This is a genomic window from Streptomyces sp. NBC_00483 (assembly GCF_036013745.1).
Classification (GTDB): domain Bacteria; phylum Actinomycetota; class Actinomycetes; order Streptomycetales; family Streptomycetaceae; genus Streptomyces.
This window is the reverse complement of record NZ_CP107880.1, coordinates 10,047,833-10,068,875: the sequence shown is the minus strand read 5'-3', so window position 1 is coordinate 10,068,875 and position 21,043 is coordinate 10,047,833. Positions and strand designations below refer to the sequence as shown.

17 protein-coding genes are annotated in these 21,043 nt (G+C 70.6%); 8 read left to right on the top strand and 9 right to left on the bottom strand.

Annotation, left to right across the window (positions count from 1 at the left end):
• Positions 1-13 precede the first annotated feature (13 nt).
• The 3 genes from OHA73_RS44970 to argH are packed head-to-tail and all read right to left on the bottom strand — an operon-like array spanning position 14 to position 3,200.
• Entirely contained in the window at positions 14-796 is a 783-nt protein-coding gene (locus OHA73_RS44970; RefSeq protein WP_327658322.1) for an amino acid ABC transporter ATP-binding protein, read from the bottom strand.
• Entirely contained in the window at positions 796-1,710 is a 915-nt protein-coding gene (locus tag OHA73_RS44965) for an amino acid ABC transporter permease (protein ID WP_327658321.1), read from the bottom strand. Before OHA73_RS44965 ends, OHA73_RS44970 begins: the two co-directional genes overlap by 1 nt.
• Positions 1,711-1,763: 53 nt before the next feature.
• Positions 1,764-3,200, bottom strand: a complete 1,437-nt coding sequence (argH, locus tag OHA73_RS44960; protein ID WP_327658320.1) for an argininosuccinate lyase — start codon at positions 3,198-3,200, stop codon at positions 1,764-1,766.
• Positions 3,201-3,510: 310 nt separating this feature from the next.
• On the opposite strand from argH, the gene OHA73_RS44955 reads away from it, so the two are divergent.
• A complete protein-coding gene (locus OHA73_RS44955) occupies positions 3,511-4,167 on the top strand; it encodes a GntR family transcriptional regulator (protein WP_327658319.1) in 657 nt (218 codons plus the stop codon).
• Here OHA73_RS44955 and OHA73_RS44950 read toward each other — a convergent pair.
• The 3 genes from OHA73_RS44950 to ald all read right to left on the bottom strand — a co-directional run bounded on the left by OHA73_RS44950 (position 4,148) and on the right by ald (position 8,281).
• Positions 4,148-5,593, bottom strand: coding sequence for an amino acid permease (locus OHA73_RS44950; RefSeq protein WP_327658318.1), 1,446 nt, complete (start codon positions 5,591-5,593; stop codon positions 4,148-4,150). The two genes, OHA73_RS44955 and OHA73_RS44950, sit on opposite strands and share 20 nt — an antisense overlap.
• 152 nt (positions 5,594-5,745) lie before the next feature.
• Positions 5,746-7,146 carry an aspartate aminotransferase family protein gene (locus tag OHA73_RS44945; protein WP_327658317.1) on the bottom strand — a complete coding sequence of 467 codons (1,401 nt, stop codon included), beginning with the start codon at positions 7,144-7,146 and terminating at the stop codon, positions 5,746-5,748.
• A gap of 19 nt (positions 7,147-7,165) precedes the next feature.
• Complete coding sequence (ald, locus tag OHA73_RS44940; protein ID WP_327658316.1) at positions 7,166-8,281, bottom strand: alanine dehydrogenase; 1,116 nt, start codon at positions 8,279-8,281, stop codon at positions 7,166-7,168.
• Positions 8,282-8,534: 253 nt separating this feature from the next.
• On the opposite strand from ald, the gene pdxR reads away from it, so the two are divergent.
• Complete coding sequence (gene pdxR / locus OHA73_RS44935; RefSeq protein WP_327658315.1) at positions 8,535-10,007, top strand: MocR-like pyridoxine biosynthesis transcription factor PdxR; 1,473 nt, start codon at positions 8,535-8,537, stop codon at positions 10,005-10,007.
• A 3-nt stretch (positions 10,008-10,010) separates the two neighbouring features.
• Here the strand turns inward: pdxR and OHA73_RS44930 are convergent, their stop codons facing one another.
• Complete coding sequence (locus OHA73_RS44930; RefSeq protein WP_267073130.1) at positions 10,011-10,781, bottom strand: IclR family transcriptional regulator; 771 nt, start codon at positions 10,779-10,781, stop codon at positions 10,011-10,013.
• A gap of 269 nt (positions 10,782-11,050) precedes the next feature.
• On the opposite strand from OHA73_RS44930, the gene xsc reads away from it, so the two are divergent.
• From xsc to OHA73_RS44910, 4 genes are all read left to right on the top strand, one after another.
• Positions 11,051-12,877, top strand: a complete 1,827-nt coding sequence (xsc, locus tag OHA73_RS44925) for a sulfoacetaldehyde acetyltransferase (RefSeq protein WP_267073131.1) — start codon at positions 11,051-11,053, stop codon at positions 12,875-12,877.
• 109 nt (positions 12,878-12,986) lie between these two features.
• Positions 12,987-14,666, top strand: coding sequence for an amidohydrolase (locus tag OHA73_RS44920; protein WP_267073132.1), 1,680 nt, complete (start codon positions 12,987-12,989; stop codon positions 14,664-14,666).
• Positions 14,663-14,923, top strand: a complete 261-nt coding sequence (locus OHA73_RS44915) for a DUF3311 domain-containing protein (protein WP_267073134.1) — start codon at positions 14,663-14,665, stop codon at positions 14,921-14,923. The genes OHA73_RS44920 and OHA73_RS44915 overlap by 4 nt, the downstream gene beginning before the upstream one ends.
• Complete coding sequence (locus OHA73_RS44910) at positions 14,920-16,380, top strand: sodium:solute symporter family protein (RefSeq protein WP_267073135.1); 1,461 nt, start codon at positions 14,920-14,922, stop codon at positions 16,378-16,380. Before OHA73_RS44915 ends, OHA73_RS44910 begins: the two co-directional genes overlap by 4 nt.
• A 52-nt stretch (positions 16,381-16,432) precedes the next feature.
• Here the strand turns inward: OHA73_RS44910 and OHA73_RS44905 are convergent, their stop codons facing one another.
• Positions 16,433-19,012 (bottom strand): beta-L-arabinofuranosidase domain-containing protein, encoded by a 2,580-nt coding sequence (locus OHA73_RS44905; protein ID WP_267073136.1) that lies wholly within the window; start codon positions 19,010-19,012, stop codon positions 16,433-16,435.
• A gap of 181 nt (positions 19,013-19,193) precedes the next feature.
• Here OHA73_RS44905 and OHA73_RS44900 point away from each other — a divergent pair, with 181 nt between their 5' ends.
• Both OHA73_RS44900 and OHA73_RS44895 read left to right on the top strand, forming a co-directional pair.
• A complete protein-coding gene (locus OHA73_RS44900; protein ID WP_266725249.1) occupies positions 19,194-19,631 on the top strand; it encodes a VOC family protein in 438 nt (145 codons plus the stop codon).
• Positions 19,632-19,887: 256 nt separating this feature from the next.
• Positions 19,888-20,172 (top strand): cupin domain-containing protein, encoded by a 285-nt coding sequence (locus OHA73_RS44895; protein ID WP_267073137.1) that lies wholly within the window; start codon positions 19,888-19,890, stop codon positions 20,170-20,172.
• A gap of 21 nt (positions 20,173-20,193) precedes the next feature.
• Here OHA73_RS44895 and OHA73_RS44890 read toward each other — a convergent pair whose 3' ends face one another.
• The gene (locus OHA73_RS44890) at positions 20,194-21,003 is read right to left on the bottom strand and encodes an SAM-dependent methyltransferase (protein WP_267073138.1); all 810 of its coding nucleotides are present in this window, start codon (positions 21,001-21,003) and stop codon (positions 20,194-20,196) included.
• Positions 21,004-21,043: the final 40 nt, after the last annotated feature.

Sequence of the window (21,043 nt, the reverse complement as noted above, 5' to 3'; positions counted from 1 at the left end):
GCGGACTCGGGGCTCACAGGACGCGGGCCAGGAACGACTGCGTGCGCGGGTGTCGCGGGTCGACGAGCACCTCGTTCGGCGGGCCGACCTCGAGGATCTCGCCGCCGTCCATGAATGCCACGCGGTCGGCGACCTCGCGCGCGAAGGAGATCTCGTGCGTGACGACCATCATCGTCAGACCGCTGCTCGCCAGGTCCTTCATCACTTCGAGGACCTCACCGACCAGCTCGGGGTCGAGCGCGGAGGTCGGCTCGTCGAAGAGCATCAGGTCGGGTTCCATGGCGAGGGCGCGGGCGATGGCGACGCGCTGCTGCTGACCGCCGGACAGCTGGCGCGGGTAGGCGTCCGCCTTGTCCTTGAGGCCCACGCGGGCCAGCAGTTCGGCGGCGCGCTCACGGGCCGCGGCGCGCGCCACGCGCTTGACCCCGACGGGCGCCGCGACCACGTTCTCCAGCGCCGTCATGTGCGGGAACAGATTGAACCGCTGGAAGACCATGCCGATGCGCTGCCGCTGCCGGGCGATGGCGCGCTCGTTCAGCTCGTGCAGCTTGTTGCCCTGCTGCCGGTAGCCGATCACCTCGTCGCCCACCCAGATGCGGCCCGAGTTGACCTGCTCCAGGTGGTTGATGCAGCGCAGGAAGGTGCTCTTGCCGGATCCGGACGGGCCGAGCAGACACACCACCTCGCCGCGCCGCACATCCAGGTCGATGCCCCTGAGGACCTGCAGGTCGCCGTAGCTCTTGTGCACCGACTCGGCCCGCACCAGCGCGCGTTCGGTGCTCGTGGTGACGCTCATCAGGAGACCGCCTTCTTCTGCTGGAGGGTCTTGCGCAGCCGCTGCAGGGGCGTCGCGGGCAGCGCGCGGCTGCTGCTGCCCCTGGCGAAGTGCCGTTCCAGGTAGTACTGGACGACCGAGAGGACGGAGACCGCGGCGAGGTACCAGATGGCACACACGATCAGCAGTTCCATGATCCGGTTGTTGACGAAGTAGATGTGCTGCGCCTCGGAGAGGATCTCGCTGACGCCGATGGCGGAGGCGAGCGAGGTCGTCTTGAGCATGCCGATGGTCTCGTTGCCGATCGGCGGCAGGATCACCCGCATCGCCTGCGGCAGCACGATCTGGCCCATGGTGCGCACACGGGACATGCCGAGTGCCTGGGCCGCCTCGGTCTGTCCCTCGTCGATGGAGAGGATGCCGGCGCGCACCACTTCGGAGGTGTACGCGCCCTGGTTGAGGCCGAGGCCGATCGCGGCGGCGACGAACGGGGTGACGAGGTCGACGGTGCGGGCGCCGCCCAGGCCGGGCAGCGACACGTACGGGAAGAGCAGCCCGATGTTGAACCAGGCGAGCAGCTGCAGATAGACCGGGGTGCCGCGGAACACCCACACGTACAGCCAGCCGACGCCCGAGGTGACCGGGTTGCGGGACAGGCGCATCACGGCGACCAGGACACCGAGGACGATGCCGAGGACCATGCCGACGACCGTGAGGACGAGGGTGATGAGCAGCCCCTTAAGGAGCACCCCCATCGTCAGGTACTCCTTGACGACGCCCCAGTCGATGGCCGCGTGGGCGAAGGCGTAGCCCAGCCACCCCAGGAAGGCGACGACCACGAGCGCGCCGATCCAGCGTCCGTAGTGGGTGCGTGGCACCGCGACGAGGTCGCCGGTGTCCGCGGGCGCGGAGGTCTCCGCTACTGCTTCGGACATGACGTAACTCTCTTCTCCGGGTGCGGTGGTGCCGGTCGGGGGTGGTGGCGTGCTCATGCGCGGGGCCCCTGGTAGGCGGCGGCCCATGTGCGCTGTTCGGCGATGAGCGCCTCCAACTCCTCTATCTGCACGTCGACCTGGGCGGGCGCGGTGCCGCCCTGTCCGCTGCGGGCGGCGAGCGCGGCCTCGACGGTGAGGACGGAGCGCACCTCGGGGGTGAGGCGGGGGTCGACGCCCGCGTAGTCGGCGTCGCTCAGCTCCTCCAGGTCGACGCCGCGCTCCTCGCAGAGCTGCACGACAGCGCCGGTGATCTCGTGGGCCTCGCTGAACGGGACGCCGCTGCGGGCGAGCCAGTCCGCGATCTCGGTGGCGAGGGTGAATCCGCCGGTGGCCTGCGCGCGCAGCTCGGCCTCGTCGACGACGAAGGTACGCACGAGCCCGGACATCGCGGGCAGCACCATCAGCAGGGTCTCGACGGTGTCGAAGGCGGCGCGCTTGTCCTCCGCGAGGTCCCGGTTGTAGGCGAGCGGGAGGCCCTTGAGCGCGCCGATGACACCCATCAGGTTCCCGGCGAGGCGGCCGGCCTTGCCGCGGGCCAGTTCGGCGATGTCCGGGTTCTTCTTCTGCGGCATGATCGACGAGCCGGTGGCGAAGCGGTCGTCGAGCGCGATCCAGCGGAACTGGCGGCTGGCCCAGAGGCAGATCTCCTCGGCGAGCCGGGACACGTCGACGGCGAGCATCGAGCCGACGAAGAGGAACTCGGCGACGTGGTCCCGACTGGCCACCGCGTCAATGGAGTTGGCGCAGGTGCGCTCGTATCCGAGCTCGCGTGCGGCGTGCTCGGGGGTGAGCGCGATGGCCGATCCGGCGAGGGCCGCGGCGCCCAGCGGGGAGCGTGCGCTGCGGCGGTCCCAGTCGCGCAGCCGGTCGATGTCGCGGCTGATCGCGTGGGTGTGCGCGAGGAGTTGGTGGCCGAAGGTGATCGGCTGGGCGGGCTGCAGGTGGGTGAAGCCGGGGGCCGGGGTGGCGCGGTGCCGCCGGGCCTGGGCGAGCAGGGCGTCCTCCAGGTCGGCGGCGGCGTCGGCGAGGTGGCGCACCTGGTCACGGAGGTAGAGCCGCAGGTCGTTGGCGGCCTGGTCGTTGCGGGAGCGTCCGGCGCGCAGCTTTCCGCCGACCGCGCCGAGCCGCTCGCTGAGTACCCGCTCCAGGAACGTGTGGACGTCCTCGTCCTCGGGGATCGGCCGCACCTCCCCGCGCGCGTACTCGCCGTCGAGTACGTCGATGGCCTCGATCAGCGTCGCCAGTTCGGCGTCGTCGAGCAGTCCTGCCCGGTGCAGTTCGCGGGCGTGGGAGCGGGAACCCGCGAGGTCGTAGGGCGCCATGTCGAAGTAGCTCGGCTCGGAACGCGACAGCGTGGTCAGTGCTTCGTCCGGGGCGTTGCGGAAGCGTCCGCCCCAAAGGCGTGTGGTGGCAGCGGCGGTACCGGTCATGAACGGTCTCCCTGGGGGAAAGGGGCAGCTCGACAGCAGCGGTCGGCAGGGTGGGGGCGCCCGAAGGACCGCCCGCAGGCAGAGCTGGGCGAGGCAGGGCAGGGCGAGTCGGGGCAGAACAGGGCAGCCGTCGACGGGTCTCGCCGGATTGACTGCGTGTCGGACAATCTCAGCAACGCTGGGTTACCGTCAAGAGTCGGAGAGATCAATTCCGGTACCCAACTCCCCACCTGAGCCCGGTAAACGGCTGCCAGTAAGGTGTCGGCAAGAATCGTCCGGCAATCCGACGTACGCCTTGAGGGAGAACGCGATGGCGCTGGGACCCATAGAGATCGATCGCTCCAGCACGGTGGACCGGGTGGCCCACGCGCTGCGCGAAGAGATGTACCGGGGCGCCATCGAGGGCGGCACATCCCTGCGTGAGAGCAATGTCGCGGAGAGCCTCGGCGTCTCCCGCAGCACCGTGCGCGAGGCGCTCCAGATCCTCACCGCCGAGGGCCTGTTGGTGCGGCGGCCGAACCGCGGGGTCGAGGTGCGGCGGCTCACCGAGGAGGAGATCGAGGACATCTTCAAGGCGCGGCGCGTCCTCGAGACGGCGGCGGCCCGCTCGGTGGTGCAGGCCACCCGCGCCGACCTCGTGGCCCTCACCGCGGCCCAGCGCGACTTCGAGGAGGCGGTCGCCTCGTCGGCCACCGCCAGTGTCGTCACGGAGGCCCATCTGTCCGTGCACGTGGCCATCGTGGGGCTGTTGGGCAGCCCGCGTCTGACGACGACCGCCCGCGACCTCATGTCGGAGATCAAGCTCGCGGTGGCCACCACGGACCGCACGAGCGACGATCTCCCGGCGCAGGTCGAGGAGCACCGGGAGATCGTGTCGCTGCTGCGTCAGGCGAAGGGCGAGGAAGCGGCCGGCCTACTGGAGGCACACCTCGCACACGCCAAGGCCTTCATGCCGACGACCGGTTGACCCCGTTGTCACGCTGCTCCTGCGCACGGCGGCGTCTGCGGAGGGCGGCGTAGGAGGTCAGGACAACCACGACCGTGAGCAGGCTTGCGGCGAAGTCCGCGCGGGTTGCCGGGAGGATCGCCATCGCGGCGATGACCACGACCATCGCGCCGATCGTGAACCAGCTCAGGTACGGGTAGCCCCACATCTTGAGGGTCAGGGAGTCGGGGTCCTCGCGTTCCAGACGCTTGCGCAGGCGGAGTTGGGAGAGGGCGACCAGGAGGTAGACGAAGAGGGCGACGGCTCCGTAGGAGTGCACGATGAAGGAGAAGACCGTGTCCGGGGACACGTAGGCGAAGACCACGGCCACGTAGCCGAGGACCGTGGCGAGGAGGATGGCTCGGCGTGGGACTCCGCTGCGGCTGAGTTTTGTGAGGCCGCGTGGTGCCTCGCCCTCCCGCGTCAGGGCGAAGACGATCCGGGACGCCGAGTACAGGCCCGCGTTGAGGGAGGAGAGGACCGCGATCAGGATCAGGATGCGCATCATGGTGTCGGCGCCGGGGATGCCGATCTCCTGGAGTGCCGCGATGTACGGGCCGCCGTTCAGCTTGTCCGAGCTCCACGGGACGATCGCGACGACCAGGAAGATTGAGCCCACGTAGAAGAGCAGGACGCGCAGGACGACAGAGCGGGTCGCCCGCGCGACGTTGCGGCCCGGTTCGGCGGATTCGGCGGCCGCGAGCGCGGCGATCTCCGCGCCGGTGAAGAAGCCGACCGCCGGGATGATGGATGTGAGGACCGGGCCCAGGCCCATCGGAAGGAAGCCGCCGTGTGCGGTGAGGTTGTCGACGCCGCCCGCGTCGTGGGCTCCCGGCCACAGGCCGACCACGAAGACGAGGCCGACGACGAGGAACACCGTGATCGCGGCGACCTTGATCGACGAGAACCAGTACTCGAACTCGCCGAAGGTCTTCACCGACAGCATGTTGACCGCCGTCAGGATCAGCATCAGGGCGAGGCTGATCGTCCAGAGCGGGAGGCCGGGGAGCCAGGCTCGGACGAGTTCGGCGCCGGCGACCGCTTCGAGGGCCACCACGTTGACCCAGAAGTACCAGTACAGCCAGCCGATCGTGAAGCTGCCCAGCGGGCCGAGGGCCAGGCGGGCGTAGGCGTGGAAGGAGCCGACGGCCGGGCGTGCCACCGCCATTTCGCCGAGCATCCGCATCACGAGGATGACCAGGCCGCCGGCGAGCGCGAAGGAGATCACGGCGGCGGGTCCGGTGTCCTGGATGACGACGCGGCTGCCGACGAAGAGCCCGGCGCCGATGACACCGCCGATCGCGATCAGGGTCATGTGGCGCTGTTTGAGGGCGCTGCGCAGACCTGGGCCGCCGGAGGGCTCGGTCGTGCCGTCGTCCCGCAGGGATCTGTCGCTGGTGTCCGTCACGTCCGCCTCTTCTCCGTCGGTCTGGCGTGGGCCTGTCCGGCGGCGCCGGCACATGATGATCATGTGGCGGCGCCGTCGGACAGTTTCGGCACCCCCCAGGGGCCGCCGGGCGCGTTCAACGAACCGTTCACACGGTCGAAACGAACGACGTCTCAGGCCACGGCGCGGGCGACCGAAGCCACCATCTCGTCGACGCCTTCCAGCAGTTCGCCGAGCACCGCCCGGTCCGCGACCAGCGGCGGAGCCACCATCAGCATCGTCGCGCCGCGGTCGTCGGGCCGCAGGATCACGCCGGTGCGGCGCATCGCGTCCGGCAGCACCTCGCGCAGGACTCGCGTCGACTGCTCCTCGGTCAGATCCCGGCCGCTTTCCCGGTCGGCCGTGAATTCGACCGCGTAGAAGAAGCCGGTGCCGCGGACGTCGGCGACGACCGGGTGGCGTGCCGCGATCTCGTCGAGTCCGGCCCGCAGGACCGGGCCGAGGTCCCGCACGTTGCCGGGGATGTTCTCGTCGCGCATGGCGCCGATGTTGGCGACGGCGACGGCCGTGGACACCGGGTGTCCGCCCCAGGTGGCGCCGTGCGTGAAGGTGCCGCCGAGCGGTGAGTCGTACAGTCCGCGCACCAGGGGCTCGCGGACGATGGCGCCGCCGAGCGGGGCGTAGCCCGAGGTGGCTCCCTTGGCGAAGGTGATCAGGTCGGGGACGACACCCTCGGCCGCGCTGCCGAACCAGTGGCCGAGCCGGCCGAAGGAGCAGATGACCTCGTCTGCGACGAGCAGGATGCCGTGCTCGTCGCAGATGCGGCGCAGTTCGCGCCAGTAGCCGTCCGGTGGGACGAGGGCGCCGCGGCCGTTCTGCACGGGTTCGGCGAAGACCGCGGCGACCGTCTCCGGGCCCTCCTCGGCGATGGCCCGCTCTATCGCGCGGACGCAGTCGAGTTCCGCTGCCGGTCCGCAATCGCCGGTGAATCCAAGGGTGTTGGGGACGTGACGGATGCCCGGGAGCAGCGGCCCGAAGGGTTCCCTGATCTTGGGGAGGCCGGTGACGGACAGGGCGCCCAGGGTGACACCGTGGTAGGCCATCGACCGGCTGATGATCTTCGTACGTTCAGGCTGTCCCTGCGAACGGTGGTACTGGCGTGCAAACTTGATCGCCGTCTCGACCGCCTCCGAACCGGAGTTGACGAAGTACGTCACGTCCAGGTCGCCCGGCGCGAGTTCGGCGACCAGGCTCGCCGCCTCGATGGCGGGCGGGTGGGCCGCGCCCCAGTTGGTGGAGTACGCGAGGGTCTCCATCTGCTTGGCGCCCGCGGCCACCACATCGGCGCGGCCGTGGCCGATGTTCACGCAGAACAGCCCGGAGAGGCCGTCGAGGTGGCGCCTGCCCTCGTCGTCGTAGAGGTGGCAGCCGTCGCCGCGGACGTAGACCGGCGGCGGGGTGTCGTACCAGCTGTCCTTGCGGGTGAAGTGCGGGCCGAGGTGACGCTGGGCCTTGGCACGCAGGGTGGGGTCCTGGGGCACGGTGCGCTCCTTCGCGGTCACGTTCACGTTCATGTCACGTTCGCGTTCGTGTTCACAGCAGGGCTTGGTCCACGTCCACGTGCTTCATGTCGTGGGCCTCGGCCACCGGTCGGTAGGTGAGCCGCCCGCCGAGCGTGTTGATCCCCCGCTTCAGCGCCGGATCCGCCGCGACGGCCGCGCGCAGACCGTGGTCGGCGATGGCCTGGACGTAGGGCAGCGTCACGTTGGTGAGGGCGTGGGTCGAGGTGTGCGGGACGGCGCCGGGCATGTTGGCGACGCAGTAGAAGAGGGTGTCGTGGACCGGGTACACGGGGTCGGCGTGGGTGGTGGGCCGGGTGTCCTCGAAGCAGCCGCCCTGGTCGACGGAGATGTCGACGAGGACGGCGCCGGGCTTCATGCGCGCGACGAGGTCGTTGCTCACGAGGCGGGGTGCCTTGGCGCCGGGAACGAGGACCGCGCCGATCACCAGGTCGGCTTCGAGCACGGCCTGTTCGAGGGCGAGCCGGTTCGAGGCGAGTGTGGTGATGCGGCCCTGGTACATCCGGTCGGCGGCGCGCAGCTTGTTCACGTCGGTGTCGAGCAGCACGACGTCCGCCCACATGCCGGTGGCCACGGCGACCGCGTTCATGCCCGCCACTCCGGCGCCGATGACGACGACGCGGGCCGGGCGGGTGCCGGACACACCGCCGGTCAGCACGCCGCGTCCGCCCCCGCCGCGCATCAGGTGGTACGCCCCGACCTGCGGCGCGAGGCGGCCCGCGACCTCGGACATCGGGAAGAGCAGCGGCAGCGAGCCGTCCGCCGCCTGTACCGTCTCGTAGGCGACACCGGTGGTTCCAGCGTCGAGCAGCGCTTGCGTGCAGGCACGGGACGCGGCGAGGTGGAGGTAGGTGAACAGCACCTGGTCGGGGCGGAGCCGGTGGTACTCCTCTGCCACCGGCTCCTTCACCTTCAGGACCAGGTCGGCCCCGGCCCACACGTCGTCGGCGCCCGGCAGGACCCGGGCACCGGCCGCTGCGTAGTCGGCGTCGGGCAGCGCGGAGCCGGTTCCCGCGCCGGACTCGACGGCGACGGTGTGGCCGTGTGCGGTCAGTTCGTGGACCCCTGCGGGGGTCAGGGCGACGCGGAACTCGTTGTTCTTCACTTCCCGCGGAATACCGATCCTCACGGTTCGACTCCCCTCTGGCCCGGCCCGGAATGCGGCGCGGACGCGGTGCGACAGGCGTGGGTTGGCGCGCTCGACACGAGTTGGGGTGGAGGCTGCGACGTCGGGACAGAGCCTGCGTGGAAGGAGGCGTCGGCCGTGCACTCTCGTGCGCCGGGGCCACCACGGCTACCGTGCCGAACGAGACGGCGACCGCAACAGGTCCAGTTGCGTGCACGCTGATGGTGCCAGGCCGACGGCGAGACGGAGGCGGTACGTGCCGCGTACGTTGATCGAGATCGAGCGGGGCCGCGGGGAGCCGCTGTACCGGCAGGTGCGGCAGGCCATCGAGCACGGGATCGCGTCGGGGCGGCTCGACGCGGGCGGCCGGCTGCCGTCCTCGCGGCTCCTCGCCCAGGAGTTGGGCGTGTCACGGAACACGGTCACCGCGGCCTATCAGGAGCTGGTGGCGGAAGGCTTCGTGGAGAGCAGGGCCCGTTCGGGCCTGTTCGTCAATCCGCGGATGCCGCCCCGTACCGAGCCGGAGCCGGCGCCTCCGCAGGAGCACGCCTTCGACTGGTCGGGGCGGCTGCGCGGCCGCGAAGGGGACCGGCTTCCGCACATCGAGAAGCATCACGACTGGGCGCGCTACCCGTACCCGTTCCCCGCCGGGCAGGTCGATCCGCGGGCCTTCCCGGCGCGGGCCTGGGTGCGCGCGCTGAACCGGGCACTTGACCGGCCGCACGCCGCCTGGTCGTTGCAGGACTGCGTGGCCGACGACGATCCGCTGCTGGTGGAGATGGTCCGCTCCCACCTGCTGCCCGCACGCGGCATGGCGGTGGAGGCGTCCGAGGTGCTGATCACCATCGGCTCGCAGCAGGGCCTTGACCTGCTGGGGCGGGCGCTGCTCGGGCCCGGGTCCGTGGCTGCCGTGGAGGACCCCGGGTACCTGGACGCACGGCACATCTTCCTGCGGGCCGGGGCCCGGCTGCACCCCCTCCCCGTCGACGCGGACGGACTGCGACCCCCGGGCACCCTGCGCGGCGTCGACCTGCTGCATGTGACACCCAGTCACCATCACCCGACCAATGTGACGTTGGGGCCGGGGCGACGGCAGGCGCTCCTCGCGGCGGCCAGGGAGGCGGGCACGGTCGTCGTGGAGGACGACTACGACAGCGAGTTCCGCTACGAGGGCAGTCCCACGCCCGCGCTCAAGTCGCAGGACGCCACGGGGCAGGTGGTGTACCTGGGCACGTTCTCCAAGTTCCTCGCGCCGGGCCTGAGGCTTGGCTATCTCGTCGGGTCGGCCGAACTGGTCGCACATCTGCGGGAGTTGCGTCGCTACTCGGTACGCCACCCCTCCGGCCATCTGCAACGGGCACTGGGCCTGCTGATCGAGTCGGGTGACTACCAGTTGGCCGTACGGCGCAGCCGGGCGCGCCTCGGAACGAAGTGGCGGCTCATGCGGGACGCGGCGAACGCGTCGCTGCCGTGGGCGAGTTCACCGGCACCGGGCGGGGTCAGCCTGTGGATGTCGGGGCCGGAGGGGCTCGACTGCCGGGAGCTGGTGCGGCGGGCACGCGAGCGCGGCGTGCTGATCGAGCGGGGTGACATCTTCTTCCTGGCGGGCCCGGACCTCGATGCGCTGCGGCACTTCCGGGTCGGCTTCGCGGCGCCACGGGCCGACGTCATCGAGCCCGGGATCGCGATCCTCGGCGACGTCGTACGGGAGTTGCTGCCGGCGCAGTGACCTTCAGTCCGCCTCGACCCGGGCGATCCGTTCGGCCGCCTGCCGCAGCACCGGCACCAGTTCGACGGCCCGCTCCACACTGACCCGTACGGCGGGCGCCTGGAGGGCGACGCACTGACGCACCCGCGATCCGGCCGGGTCACCGTCCGGCTCGCGGGGCACGGGCACGGCGGCGCACACGAGGCCGGGCAGGAACTCCTCGTCGTCCAGGGCGAATCCGTCCCTGCGCACCTGGTCGAGCTCGGCCTCCAGGGCGTCGGGGTCGGTGCGGGTGCGCGCGGTGAACGCCTTCAGCGGGGCCGCGGTGAGAATCTTGCGGCGCTGGGCGGCGGGCAGGAACGCGAGGATCAGCTTTCCGCTGGCACTGCAGTGCACCGGGACCCGGGAGCCGGGCCGCAGGGCGAAACGCAGCGGCTCGGGGGTCTCGACGCGGTCGAGGTAGACGACCTCCGGCCCGGCCGGCGCGGTCAGGTTGCAGGTCTCGCCGATCTCGTCGACGAGGTGGCGAAGGACGGCATGCCGGGCCGCGTGGTGGGCGCCGTGGCTGAGCAGGTCCTCCGCGAAGGTGCGCAGCCGGCCGCCCGCACCGTAGCGGCGGCCGTCGCCCTGTCGGTCGAGGAGCCCCGCGCCCTCCAGCTGCTGCAGCATCCGGTGCACGGTGGGCTTGGGCAGGCCGGTCTCGGCGACCAGCTCGGTCAGGGTGACCAGGCGGTCGGTGCGGGCGATGTGTTCCAGCAGGGCGAACAGGCGCAGGGCCGGGGTTCCGTCCTCCATGTGCACCATCCTCAACTCTCCCTCACCGAAAGCCAGTTGGCGACTCTCCGAACAGGCCACTGAACAGACCCCTGAACAGGCCCCCGAACGTAGCAGCACGTCCCGGATTTCGGTACGCACGGTTGACGCTGCCGAGACGCCCGCTCTACGGTCCTCGACGTGTCCCGCTTTTGGGAACACCGCGTACCGGATCCCGGAACCTGCTCGCCCCCACTGAACATGCGCCACCCCGCACCAGCACCGACAGCACGTCGAAGGGTGGAAACTCCATGACCAGCAGTGCGCCCCAACCCCAGTTCACGACCGAGGACGGCCGTCAGGTGGCCGCCGGCGTGCAACGGATGACCCCTTCCGAGTCGTTCGTGGAGACCCTGGTCTCGCACGGCGTCAAGGACATCTTCGGCATCATGGGCTCGGCCTTCATGGACGCGATGGACATCTTCGCGCCGGCCGGCATCCAGCTGATCCCGGTCGTGCACGAGCAGGGCGCGGGCCACATGGCGGACGGCTACGCGCGGGCCAGTGGCCGGCACGGCGTGGTGATCGGCCAGAACGGTCCGGGGATCTCCAACTGCGTCACCGCGATCGCGGCGGCCTACTGGGCACACTCCCCCGTTGTCGTCGTCACGCCCGAGGCGGGCACGATGGGCATGGGGCTCGGTGGCTTCCAGGAGACCAATCAGCTCCCGATGTTCGAGGAGTTCACCAAGTACCAGGCGCACGTGAACAATCCGCGCCGGATGGCGGAGCTGACGGGCCGCGCCTTCGACCGGTCGATGAGCGAGATGGGTCCGACGCAGCTCAACATCCCGCGCGACCACTTCTACGGCGACATCGAGGCCGAGATCCCGCGCCCGTCCCGCCTCGACCGGGGCCCTGGCGGTGAGCGCAGCCTGGAGGAGGCGGCGCGGCTGCTCGCCGAGGCCGAGTTCCCGGTGATCATCTCCGGTGGCGGTGTCGTCATGGGCGACGCGGTCGAGCAGGCGAAGGCGCTGGCCGAGCGGCTCGGCGCGCCGGTCGTCAACTCGTACCAGCACAACGACTCGTTCCCCGCGAGTCACCCGCTGTGGTGCGGACCGCTCGGCTATCAGGGCTCCAAGGCGGGCATGAAGCTGCTCGCGCAGGCCGATGTGGTGGTCGCGCTCGGCACCCGGCTCGGCCCGTTCGGCACGCTGCCGCAGTACGGCATGGAGTACTGGCCCAAGAACGCCAAGATCATCCAGATCGACGCGGACCATCGCATGCTGGGCCTCGTCAAGAAGATCGAGGTCGGGATCTGCGGGGACGCGGGCGCCGCGGCGCAGTCCCTCGTGCACCGGCTCGACGGCCGTGACCTCGTCTGCGAGGGGACCCGCGCCCGGCGTTCGGCGACCATCCGCGCGGAGAAGGACGCCTGGGAGAAGGAGCTGGACGGCTGGATCCACGAGACGGACGCGTACAGCCTCGACATGATCGCCGAGCAGGACGGCGAGGACGGCTCCTGGCTGCACCCGCGTCAGGTGCTGCGCGAGCTGGAGAAGGCGCTGCCGGAGCGGGTGATGGTCTCCACCGACATCGGCAACATCAACTCGATCGCGCACAGCTATCTCCGTTTCGAGGAGCCGCGGTCCTTCTTCGCCCCGATGTCCTTCGGCAACTGCGGCTACGCGCTGCCGACGATCATCGGCGCCAAGCTGGCCGCGCCCGAGCGCCCGGCGGTCGCCTACGCGGGCGACGGCGCCTGGGGCATGAGCATGGGCGAGATCATGACAGCGGTGCGGCACGACATCCCGGTGACCGCGGTGGTCTTCCACAACCGGCAGTGGGGCGCCGAGAAGAAGAACCAGGTCGATTTCTACGACCGCCGGTTCGTCGCGGGCGAGTTGGAGAGCGAGTCGTTCGCCGGGATCGCCCGCGCGATGGGCGCCGACGGCGTGATCGTGGACCGGCTCGAGGACGTCGGCCCGGCGCTGAGCAAGGCGGTCGCGGCGCAGATGGACGAGGGGCGCACCACGGTCATCGAGGTCATGACGACCCGTGAGCTGGGCGACCCGTTCCGCCGCGACGCCCTGTCGAAGCCGGTCAGGCACCTCGCCAAGTACCAGGACTACGTCTGATCGCTGTACGTCCGATCGCTGTACGAGCACGTCCGGGGCGCCCGCGGTCGGTGCGGGCGCCCCGCCCTCCGTCCCTGCCCCTATCCCTCTCCCCTGGTGGTGATCATCCGTGCCGAGTCCGCTCCCCCGCCCCGCCGATCCCCTGCACGCCGCCGACACGATCCTGTACGGCGGCACCGTGCGCACCCTGGACCGCGCCGGGCACACCGGCACGGCGCTGGCCGCCCGCGACGGCAAGGTGCTCGCCGTCGGTTCGGACGCCGACATCCTCACCCTCGCCGGTCCCGCCACCACGCTGCGCGATCTGAGCGGCCGGTGCGCCGTGCCGGGGTTCATCGAGACCCACAACCACCCCACGTTCTTCGGCCTGACCCTCGCCGCGGAGGTCGACGCGGGCAGTCCGCCGAACGACCGGATCGCGGACATCGTGGCCCTCGTCGAGCAGGCCGCCGGGCACACCGAGCGGGGCGAGTGGATCCGCGGCTACCGCTACGACGACACGCTCCTGGCCGACGACCGGCACCCCACGCGCGCCGATCTGGACCCGGTCTCGCCGCACCATCCGGTGTGTCTGCAGCACATCTCGGGCCACTTCTGCGTGCTCAACTCGGCGGCCCTCGGGCGCCTGGGCATCAACCGGGACACCCCCGACCCGGTCGGGGGTGTCATCGTCCGCGACGCGAAGGGCGAGCCGACCGGTGTGCTCGCGGAGACCGCCGCGTTCGCCGCGTACGCGGGCATGCCGAAGCCCGGCGTGGACGACCTGGCCGACGCGATCGGGCGGGCCGGTGACGCGTATCTGGCGGCGGGTGTCACCACGGTTCACGACACGGGACTCGGCCTCCAAGGCGGCCCCGGCGAACTCGACGCCTACCGCAGGGCCCGGCTCACCGGTCGGCTGCGCAACCGGATCCAGGCGTACCTGGTGCAGGACCTGTTCCCTGAGCTGGCACAGGGGCGCCTCAGCCCAGTGGAGTCGGCCGTCGCGGGGCTCGGGGACGACGAGTTCCGAGTGGCCGGCGTCAAGATGTGGGCGGACGGCTCGATCCAGGGCCTGACCGGGTGTGTCTCGGACGGCTACGCGTGCGCCCCGGACAAGCACGGGCTGCTGATCTTCCCGCCGGACGACCTGTCCCGGCGGATCGCGACGCTGCACGAGGCGGGCTGGCAGGTCGCCGTGCACGGCAACGGCGACGGCGCGATCCAGGCCATCCTCGACGCGTACCAGAAGCTGGGCCTGGACCCGGAGTCCGCGGACCGGCGCCACCGCATCGAGCACTGCCAGATGGCGGGTGAGCGGCAGCTCGCGGACATGGCTAGGGCCGGTGTGCACGCCTCGTTCTTCGTCAAGCACGTCTACTACTGGGGCGACCGGCACCGCGACCGCTTCCTCGGCCCCGAACGGGCGGCCCGCATCGACCCGTTGGCCTCGGCCCGCCGTCACGGCGTCACCTTCGGCCTGCACTCGGACACACCCGTGGTCCCGGTGCCGCCGCTCGAGGGCATGTGGTGTGCGGTCGACCGGATGACCCGCGACGGCCACCAACTGGGGCCGGAGCAGCGGGTCGACGCGGAGACCGCGCTGCGCGCCTACACGAGCGAGGCGGCCAAGCTGGCCTTCGAGGAGGACCGCAAGGGAACCCTGGAGCCGGGCAAGCTGGCCGATGTCACGGTCCTGTCCGATGACCCGACCGCCGGCGGCGAGCGCAGCCTGCGCGATCTGACGGTCGAGGCGACGGTCATCGGCGGCGACGTCGTCTGGGAACGAACTCCCGGAGGCAAGCGATGAGTTCACCACCGACGGAGCCCTCACGCCGTCTCCCCCGCAGCCTGTGGCTGGGCCTCGGGGTCCCCGCGTTCGCGCTCCTCGTGGTCATGCCGCTGCTGGCGAACACGGACGTGTACGTGGCGGGCATCCCGCTGCTGTTCCTGTGGGTGTTCGCCTGCTTCCCGCTGACCACCCTGTGTCTGAAGCTGGCGTGGCGGATGGACCGGAAGCACTACCCCGAGGACACACCGAATTCCTCGGAGGAGGTGTCCCGATGATCGCCACGGTCTTCTTCGTCATCATGGTGCTGTCGGTCCTCGTGGCGTTCAGCGCCCGGCGCGGCATCCGCAAGGTGTCCATCAGCGAGTACTTGGTCGGCGGCCGTTCGTTCCCGCCGTGGCTGCTGTACTTCCTCGCGGTCGGCGAGGTGTACAGCATCGGCACGATGATCGGTTTCCCGGCCGGGATCTACGCCAAGGGCGCCAGCTACGGCGTCTGGTTCCTCGGCTACATCCTGCTGGCCTATCCGCTCGGCTATTACGTGGCTCCGCTGATCTGGAGGGCCGGGGTGCGCTACGACGCGATGACCATCCCGGACGTGTTCGGCCGCCACTTCCGCAGCCGCGGCCTCGAACTCATCACGGCGCTGGCCCTGTTGGTGGCCCTGGTGCCGTGGGGCCAGTACCAGTTCATCGGCATGCAGGTGGTGCTGACGGCGCTCGGGCTGCCGATCACGCCGGTGCAGGCGGTGATCCTCGCGGGCGTGATGGCGTTCCTGTACGTCGCCGTGTCCGGGGTGCGGTCCCCGGCGTTCGTGTCCATCCTCAAGGACGGGCTCATGGTGCTGGGTGTGGTGGCCGCGGGTGTCGCCGCGCTCGTCGCGGGCGGTGGCATCGAGGCGGTCACGGATCCGGCGGCCGTGCCGCGCGCGCAGGTCACCATGTCGGGCAGCCCGATGGTGTTCGCGCTGACCACCATCGTCTTCCAGGCGGTCACCTTCTATCTGGGCTTCTCCGCGGGCTACATCTTCACCGCACGCTCCGAGCGGGCCATCAAGTCCTCGACGGTGTGGATGCCGTCGTACATGCTGATGTACCCGTTCCTGGTGGCCACGGCCTACTTCGCGTACACGGCCGGCAAGCATGTCGCCGATCCCAACACGGTGTTCATGGAGGTCGTGCGTGATGTGCTGCCGAACTGGCTGGTGGGTGTGGTCGCGGGCGGCGCGGGCCTCTCCGGGGTGCTGGTCCTCGCGGTGACGGCGCTGTCGATCGGTGGCATCGTCTCCCGCAACCTCGCGCCGAACCTGCGCCCGGAGGCCCAGCGGCGGTGGACGACGCTGGCCGTCGCGGTGTTCCTGGTGGCGGCCGCCGTGCTGACACTGACGGCGTCGTCGCTGATGCTGACCGTGCTCAACCTGACGTACTACCTGCTGGGCCAGCTGATCCCGGGCTGGTTCGCCCTGCTGTTCTTCCGCCGGGTGCGGGCGTGGGCGGTGGCGACCGGCATGATCGCGGGTGTCGCCGCCTCCCTGGTGCTGTACGTGGTAGAGCCCGACCTCGGAGGTGTCAACGCGGGCCTCGTCACAGTGGTGTTGAACGCCCTGCTCACCTTCGGCCTGAGCGCGCTCGCCCGGTCCCGGCCGTGTGCCACGGAGCCGCCGCTGGTGTCGGTGCCCGCGCCCCGGCCGGGAGCCGCGGACACCCCGGACGAGGAGGCGGCCGCGCTGCGCTGACGGTGGAGCGGGGCGGGTGGGGATCGGCGTGCCCCCACCCGCCCCGCGGTCCTCAGGCCCCGGCCAGTTCGGCCACCTCCGCGGCCGTCAGCGTCTTCCCGTACACCCGGAGGTCGTCGAGCGCGCCCTTCAGATACGGGTCGGCGTACTGGGACTTGCCGAGGTATCCGGCGCGGATGTGGTTGCCGAACATGTCCGGCTGCGCGGTGACATGTTCGTTGCGGCCCTTCTCCTCGCCGTCGACGTACAGCACGGCCGTGCCGTTCCCGTACGTCAGCGCCACGTGCACCCAGGTGTCGGTGGGGAGTTGGTCGACGTCGATGCGCTCCTCCGCCCCTGCGCCGCCGGCGGTGATCGCGAACCGCAGGGTGTCGGCGTCGGAGCGTGGTGTCAGGAACAGGTTGGCGGAGGCCCCGCTGCCGATGTCGAAGATGCGGGTCCACGCATCGGGCGTCCCGTCGAGCTTCACCCAGGTCGCCACCGAGTACGCGGTCGCGCCGGCCAGCACGTCGTCGGCGAGCTTCACGTACCCGTCCGAACCGTCGAGGGCGACGGCGCCGCCGGTCTTCCCGCCGGTCGTCCAGGTCGCGCCGGCCACCAACTGGGCGGTCTTGCCGTTGCCCGTCGCGTCGGCGGCGGTCGTCCCGGAGGTCTCGTCGAAGCGGTGCCAGGCGGCGAACTCCGGTGGCGGAGGCGGCGGTTCGCCTGTCAACCAGTAGGCCGTGTAGTACACGTGGTGGGTGCGGGCGATGGGCAGGAGGGTGACGTTCTCATCGTCGGCCCGCGCCGTGAATCTCATCGGCGCGGCGGCCGTCTGCTTCACCGACTTCGGGTCGAGCCGGGGCATCCGCATCGCGCCCCGGTCGCCGTACTGCCCGGCGAGCACCACCGGCCCGTACAACACGGCCTGTACGTCCGGGTCGTCGGGTGTCGGTTCGATGGCGAGCCGCATGGGGAGGGTGACCTCGATCCGGTCACCGGCCTTCCAGCGGCGGCGCAGCGCGAACCAGCTGCCCGCCTTGGGACGGTCGCCGAGGGCCCGGCCGTTGAGCGTGACGCGCGCCCCCTTCGTCCAGGACGGGATCCGCACCCGCAGTTCGTGCTCGGCGGTGCCTGCCGTGACGGTGAGCGTGGTCGACGCCTTGTCGGGGAAGCCGGTCGTCTGCCGCCAACTCACCCCCTTCGCCTTCCACTTCACCTCCGCCGGTACGAACAGGTTCACCAGGAGCCGCTCGTCGTCGTGCGAGAAGACGGTCTCGGCGAACTTCGCGTGCGTCTCCATCCCGCTGCCGTGGTCGCAGGAGAAGTTGTCGTAGTCGGTGGAGTAGGCCTTGGGGTCCTCGCCCATGAAGGAGGGCTGCTGTTTGTACGAGCCCGGAGCGAGGCCGGTGTAGTAGATGTTGAAGCCGTGTGCGGAGTCGGGGTCCTGCTCGCCGAGCATCTGGTTGAACAGGGTGCGCTCGTAGTAGTCGAGCAGGTCGACACGGTGCGGCGCGTGGAAGTGCATCAGGCGGGTCAGCTTCAGCATGTTGTAGCTGTTGCAGTTCTCGCAGCAGCCGTTGGAGAGTTGGGCGGCGATGGCGTCCGGCTCGTGGAAGGCCTCGCCGTTGCTGTTGCCGCCGATGACGTACGTGTGATGGTCGGTGACGATCTGCCAGAAGTTCTCGGCGATGGTGCGGTAGCGGTCGTCGAGGCCCTCCTCCCACAGCCGCAGCGCGCCCACCATCTTGGGTATCTGCGTGTTGGCGTGCAGCCCGGCGAGCTTGTCCTCGTTCTTGGCGAGCGGGTCGAAGACGACGTCGTGGGTGAACCGTTCGGCGACCTTCAGCCAGTTGGTGTCACCGGTGATCTCGTGCAGATCGGCGAACACGTCGTTCATGCCGCCGAACTCGGTCTGGAGCACCCGCTGCATCTGGTCGTGGCTCAGCGCCCCGGTCCGCTTGTCCACCCAGGCGGCCTGCCGCAGCACCACGTCGAGGGCCTGCTCGCTCCCGGCGAGACGGTGCTGGTCGACGAGCCCCGCCATGATCTTGTGGATGGTGTAGTACGGCGCCCAGACCCCGGACCCGGCTTCGAGCCGGTCGAAGAAGCTCTCCGGGAACGCGGACAGGTACCCCTTGCCGAAGCCCGCCTTCGGCGAGGCCTCCTGACACTCCGCGAGCGCGGCGACCAGCTTGCGCCCCTTGTCACGGGCGCCGGTGTCGCCGGTGTTGGCGTACGTCAACGCGAGCCCGGACAGCAGATGTCCGGTGCTGTGGCCGCGCAGCTCTACGTCGGGCCCCTCCCAGCCGCCGCACGGCTCGGCGTCGGACGGCAGGCCGACGTTCTTCCTGAAGGTGTGCAGCAGCCGGTCGATGTCGACGAAGTGCAGATAGGCGGTGTTGCGCGCCTGGTTGTCGCGGAAGACGCCGGGCAGCAGGGCGACGGCGTCGAGGGGGAAGGGCTTGACGGCGCCCGTCGCGGCTCGGGGTGCGGCATCGGTACCGGAGGCCGGGCTCGCATACGCCGCCGTGCCCAGGGCGGTGGGCAGCGCGGCGACTGCGACCCCGGTGGCGGCGACAGCGATGAACTGCCTTCTGCCAGGGGTGACTTGCGAAGAAGACGATCCGTTGGATCTCTCGGTGCGGCTCACGTCGTGCTCCTCGCGCGGCTATTTGTTCGCGATTTCGGACGGTGAACGGAACTCCGGACGCGAAGATAGGCTCGCCCCACCCCATGGTCAACACCCCGCGCACCGCTCCCACGCATACCGGCCCGCCCACCGGGACAGGGATCACCCGGCCCCGACCCACCTCCCGCACAAGGAGTTTCCGATGCCGCTCGCACCCTTCCATCTCGCCATCCCGGTCGACGACCTCGCGGCCGCCCGCGACTTCTACGGCAAGGTGCTCGGCTTCGCCGAGGGACGCTCGGACACCCGGTGGATCGACTGGAACTTCGGGGGCCACCAAGTGGTCACCCATCAGGTCGGCGACGGGACACCGCGCGGCGGGGACGAGGCCGTCGCGGGCACCAACCCGGTCGACGGGCACGAGGTGCCGGTGCCGCACTTCGGCCTGGTGCTCCCGGTGCCGGAGTTCCGGCGCCTCGCCGAACGCCTCACCGCCGCCGGCACGGACTTCGTGATCGAGCCCTATGTGCGTTTCCAGGGCGAACCGGGCGAGCAGTGGACGATGTTCTTCCTCGACCCGGCGGGCAACGCCCTGGAGTTCAAGGCCTTCGCCGACCTCGAGCAGCTCTTCGCGGTCTGATCCGGTTAGGGTCCTTCTGACGGATCAGGCTGGATGCGGGCGGCCGTGAATGTCCGGCGCCGACAAGCGGGGTCTGGTGCGTGCAGCTGCAAGGCGGAGGAGGGCGTCAACGCGGAGCGTTGGCAACCGACGACAACGCCGCAGATGTGCGTGCCAGACCCCGCGACTCCAGCAAGATCCGTCAGAAGGGCCCTGGCCTGCCACCTGCGGCGATCCCTCGTCGCCACCGTTCCACCCCGACGAAAGAGCCGTGAACATGAGCACCACCGCCCGCGCCACCGTGCAGCACGAGGACGAGCGCACGCGGGTCACCCGCTGGGACTTCGAGCCGGGGCAGAGCACCGGCCGCCACGTGCACGAGTACGACTACGTCGTGGTCCCGGTGACGGACGGCCACACCGATGTCATCACCCCGGACGGCACGGTCACGCGCAACGAGCTGTTCTCGGGCCGCTCCTACGCGCGTTCGGCGGGCAGCGAGCACGAGGTCGTCAACGCGGGCCGGGCTCCGCTGGCCTTCGTGGAGGTGGAGCGCAAGTAGCGCCCCGCCTCCACGGCGTCCTCACGCCTTGCGCCCGACCCCGCACACCGCCGCCTCGACCGCCGACGCCTCGGGCCGCGGGACGCCGGGGTCCGGGCGCCAGGCCGATGTGTTGACGACTCCCGGTTCGACGAGGTCGAGGCCGTCGAAGAACGCGGCGATCCGCTCCGGTGACCGCAGGTGATAGGTGTGCACCGACTGCTGGTTGTAGCCGGCGACCGCCGTGTTCAGCGCGTCATTGTTGTTCGTGCCGTCGGTCAGGGCCAAGTAGCTGCCGGGCGGCAGCGCGTCCAGCAGCGTGGCCACCACCTCCGCGGGGCGGTCCTCGTCGGACAGCTGCCCCATGATGCTGAGCAGGGTCAGCCCGATCGGCCGGTCGAAGTCCAGGGTCTCGCGCGCCTGGGCCAGGATCCGCTCCGGGTCCCGCACATCGGCGTCCAGATAGGCGCAGGCCCCCTCGGGGGTGCTGGTGAGCAGGGCCCGCGCGTGGGTCAGGACCAGCGGGTCGTTGTCCACGTACACGATCCGGCTGTCCGGGGCGATGCGCTGGGCCACCTCGTGCGTGTTGTCGGCCGTGGGGAGGCCGGTGCCGACGTCGAGGAACTGCCGGATGCCCGCCTCGCCCGCCAGGTACCGCACCGCGCGCACGAGGAACTGCCGCTGGAGCCGCGCGACGGTGGCGAACTCGGGGAACGTGGCGAGGATGGCCTCGCCCACCTCGCTGTCGACGGGGTAGTTGTCCTTGCCGCCCAGAAGGTAGTTCCACACCCGGGCGGAGTGCGGGCGGTCGGTCTGCAGCCTGTCGCGGAGTTCGCCATGCGTGTGATCCATGTCCTCAGCTTCACACACAACACGCCGGGCGCACCGATGA

What these genes read in the sequence shown, in the direction of transcription:
- OHA73_RS44970 (WP_327658322.1), bottom strand. Translation starts at nt 796, where the DNA reads ATGAGCGTCACCACGAGCACCGAACGCGCGCTGGTGCGGGCCGAGTCG.
- OHA73_RS44965 (WP_327658321.1), bottom strand. Translation starts at nt 1,710, where the DNA reads ATGTCCGAAGCAGTAGCGGAGACCTCCGCGCCCGCGGACACCGGCGAC.
- argH (WP_327658320.1), bottom strand. Translation starts at nt 3,200, where the DNA reads ATGACCGGTACCGCCGCTGCCACCACACGCCTTTGGGGCGGACGCTTC.
- OHA73_RS44955 (WP_327658319.1), top strand. Translation starts at nt 3,511, where the DNA reads ATGGCGCTGGGACCCATAGAGATCGATCGCTCCAGCACGGTGGACCGG.
- OHA73_RS44945 (WP_327658317.1), bottom strand. Translation starts at nt 7,146, where the DNA reads ATGAACGTGAACGTGACCGCGAAGGAGCGCACCGTGCCCCAGGACCCC.
- OHA73_RS44930 (WP_267073130.1), bottom strand. Translation starts at nt 10,781, where the DNA reads ATGGAGGACGGAACCCCGGCCCTGCGCCTGTTCGCCCTGCTGGAACAC.
- xsc (WP_267073131.1), top strand. Translation starts at nt 11,051, where the DNA reads ATGACCAGCAGTGCGCCCCAACCCCAGTTCACGACCGAGGACGGCCGT.
- OHA73_RS44915 (WP_267073134.1), top strand. Translation starts at nt 14,663, where the DNA reads ATGAGTTCACCACCGACGGAGCCCTCACGCCGTCTCCCCCGCAGCCTG.
- OHA73_RS44910 (WP_267073135.1), top strand. Translation starts at nt 14,920, where the DNA reads ATGATCGCCACGGTCTTCTTCGTCATCATGGTGCTGTCGGTCCTCGTG.
- OHA73_RS44900 (WP_266725249.1), top strand. Translation starts at nt 19,194, where the DNA reads ATGCCGCTCGCACCCTTCCATCTCGCCATCCCGGTCGACGACCTCGCG.
- OHA73_RS44895 (WP_267073137.1), top strand. Translation starts at nt 19,888, where the DNA reads ATGAGCACCACCGCCCGCGCCACCGTGCAGCACGAGGACGAGCGCACG.
- OHA73_RS44890 (WP_267073138.1), bottom strand. Translation starts at nt 21,003, where the DNA reads ATGGATCACACGCATGGCGAACTCCGCGACAGGCTGCAGACCGACCGC.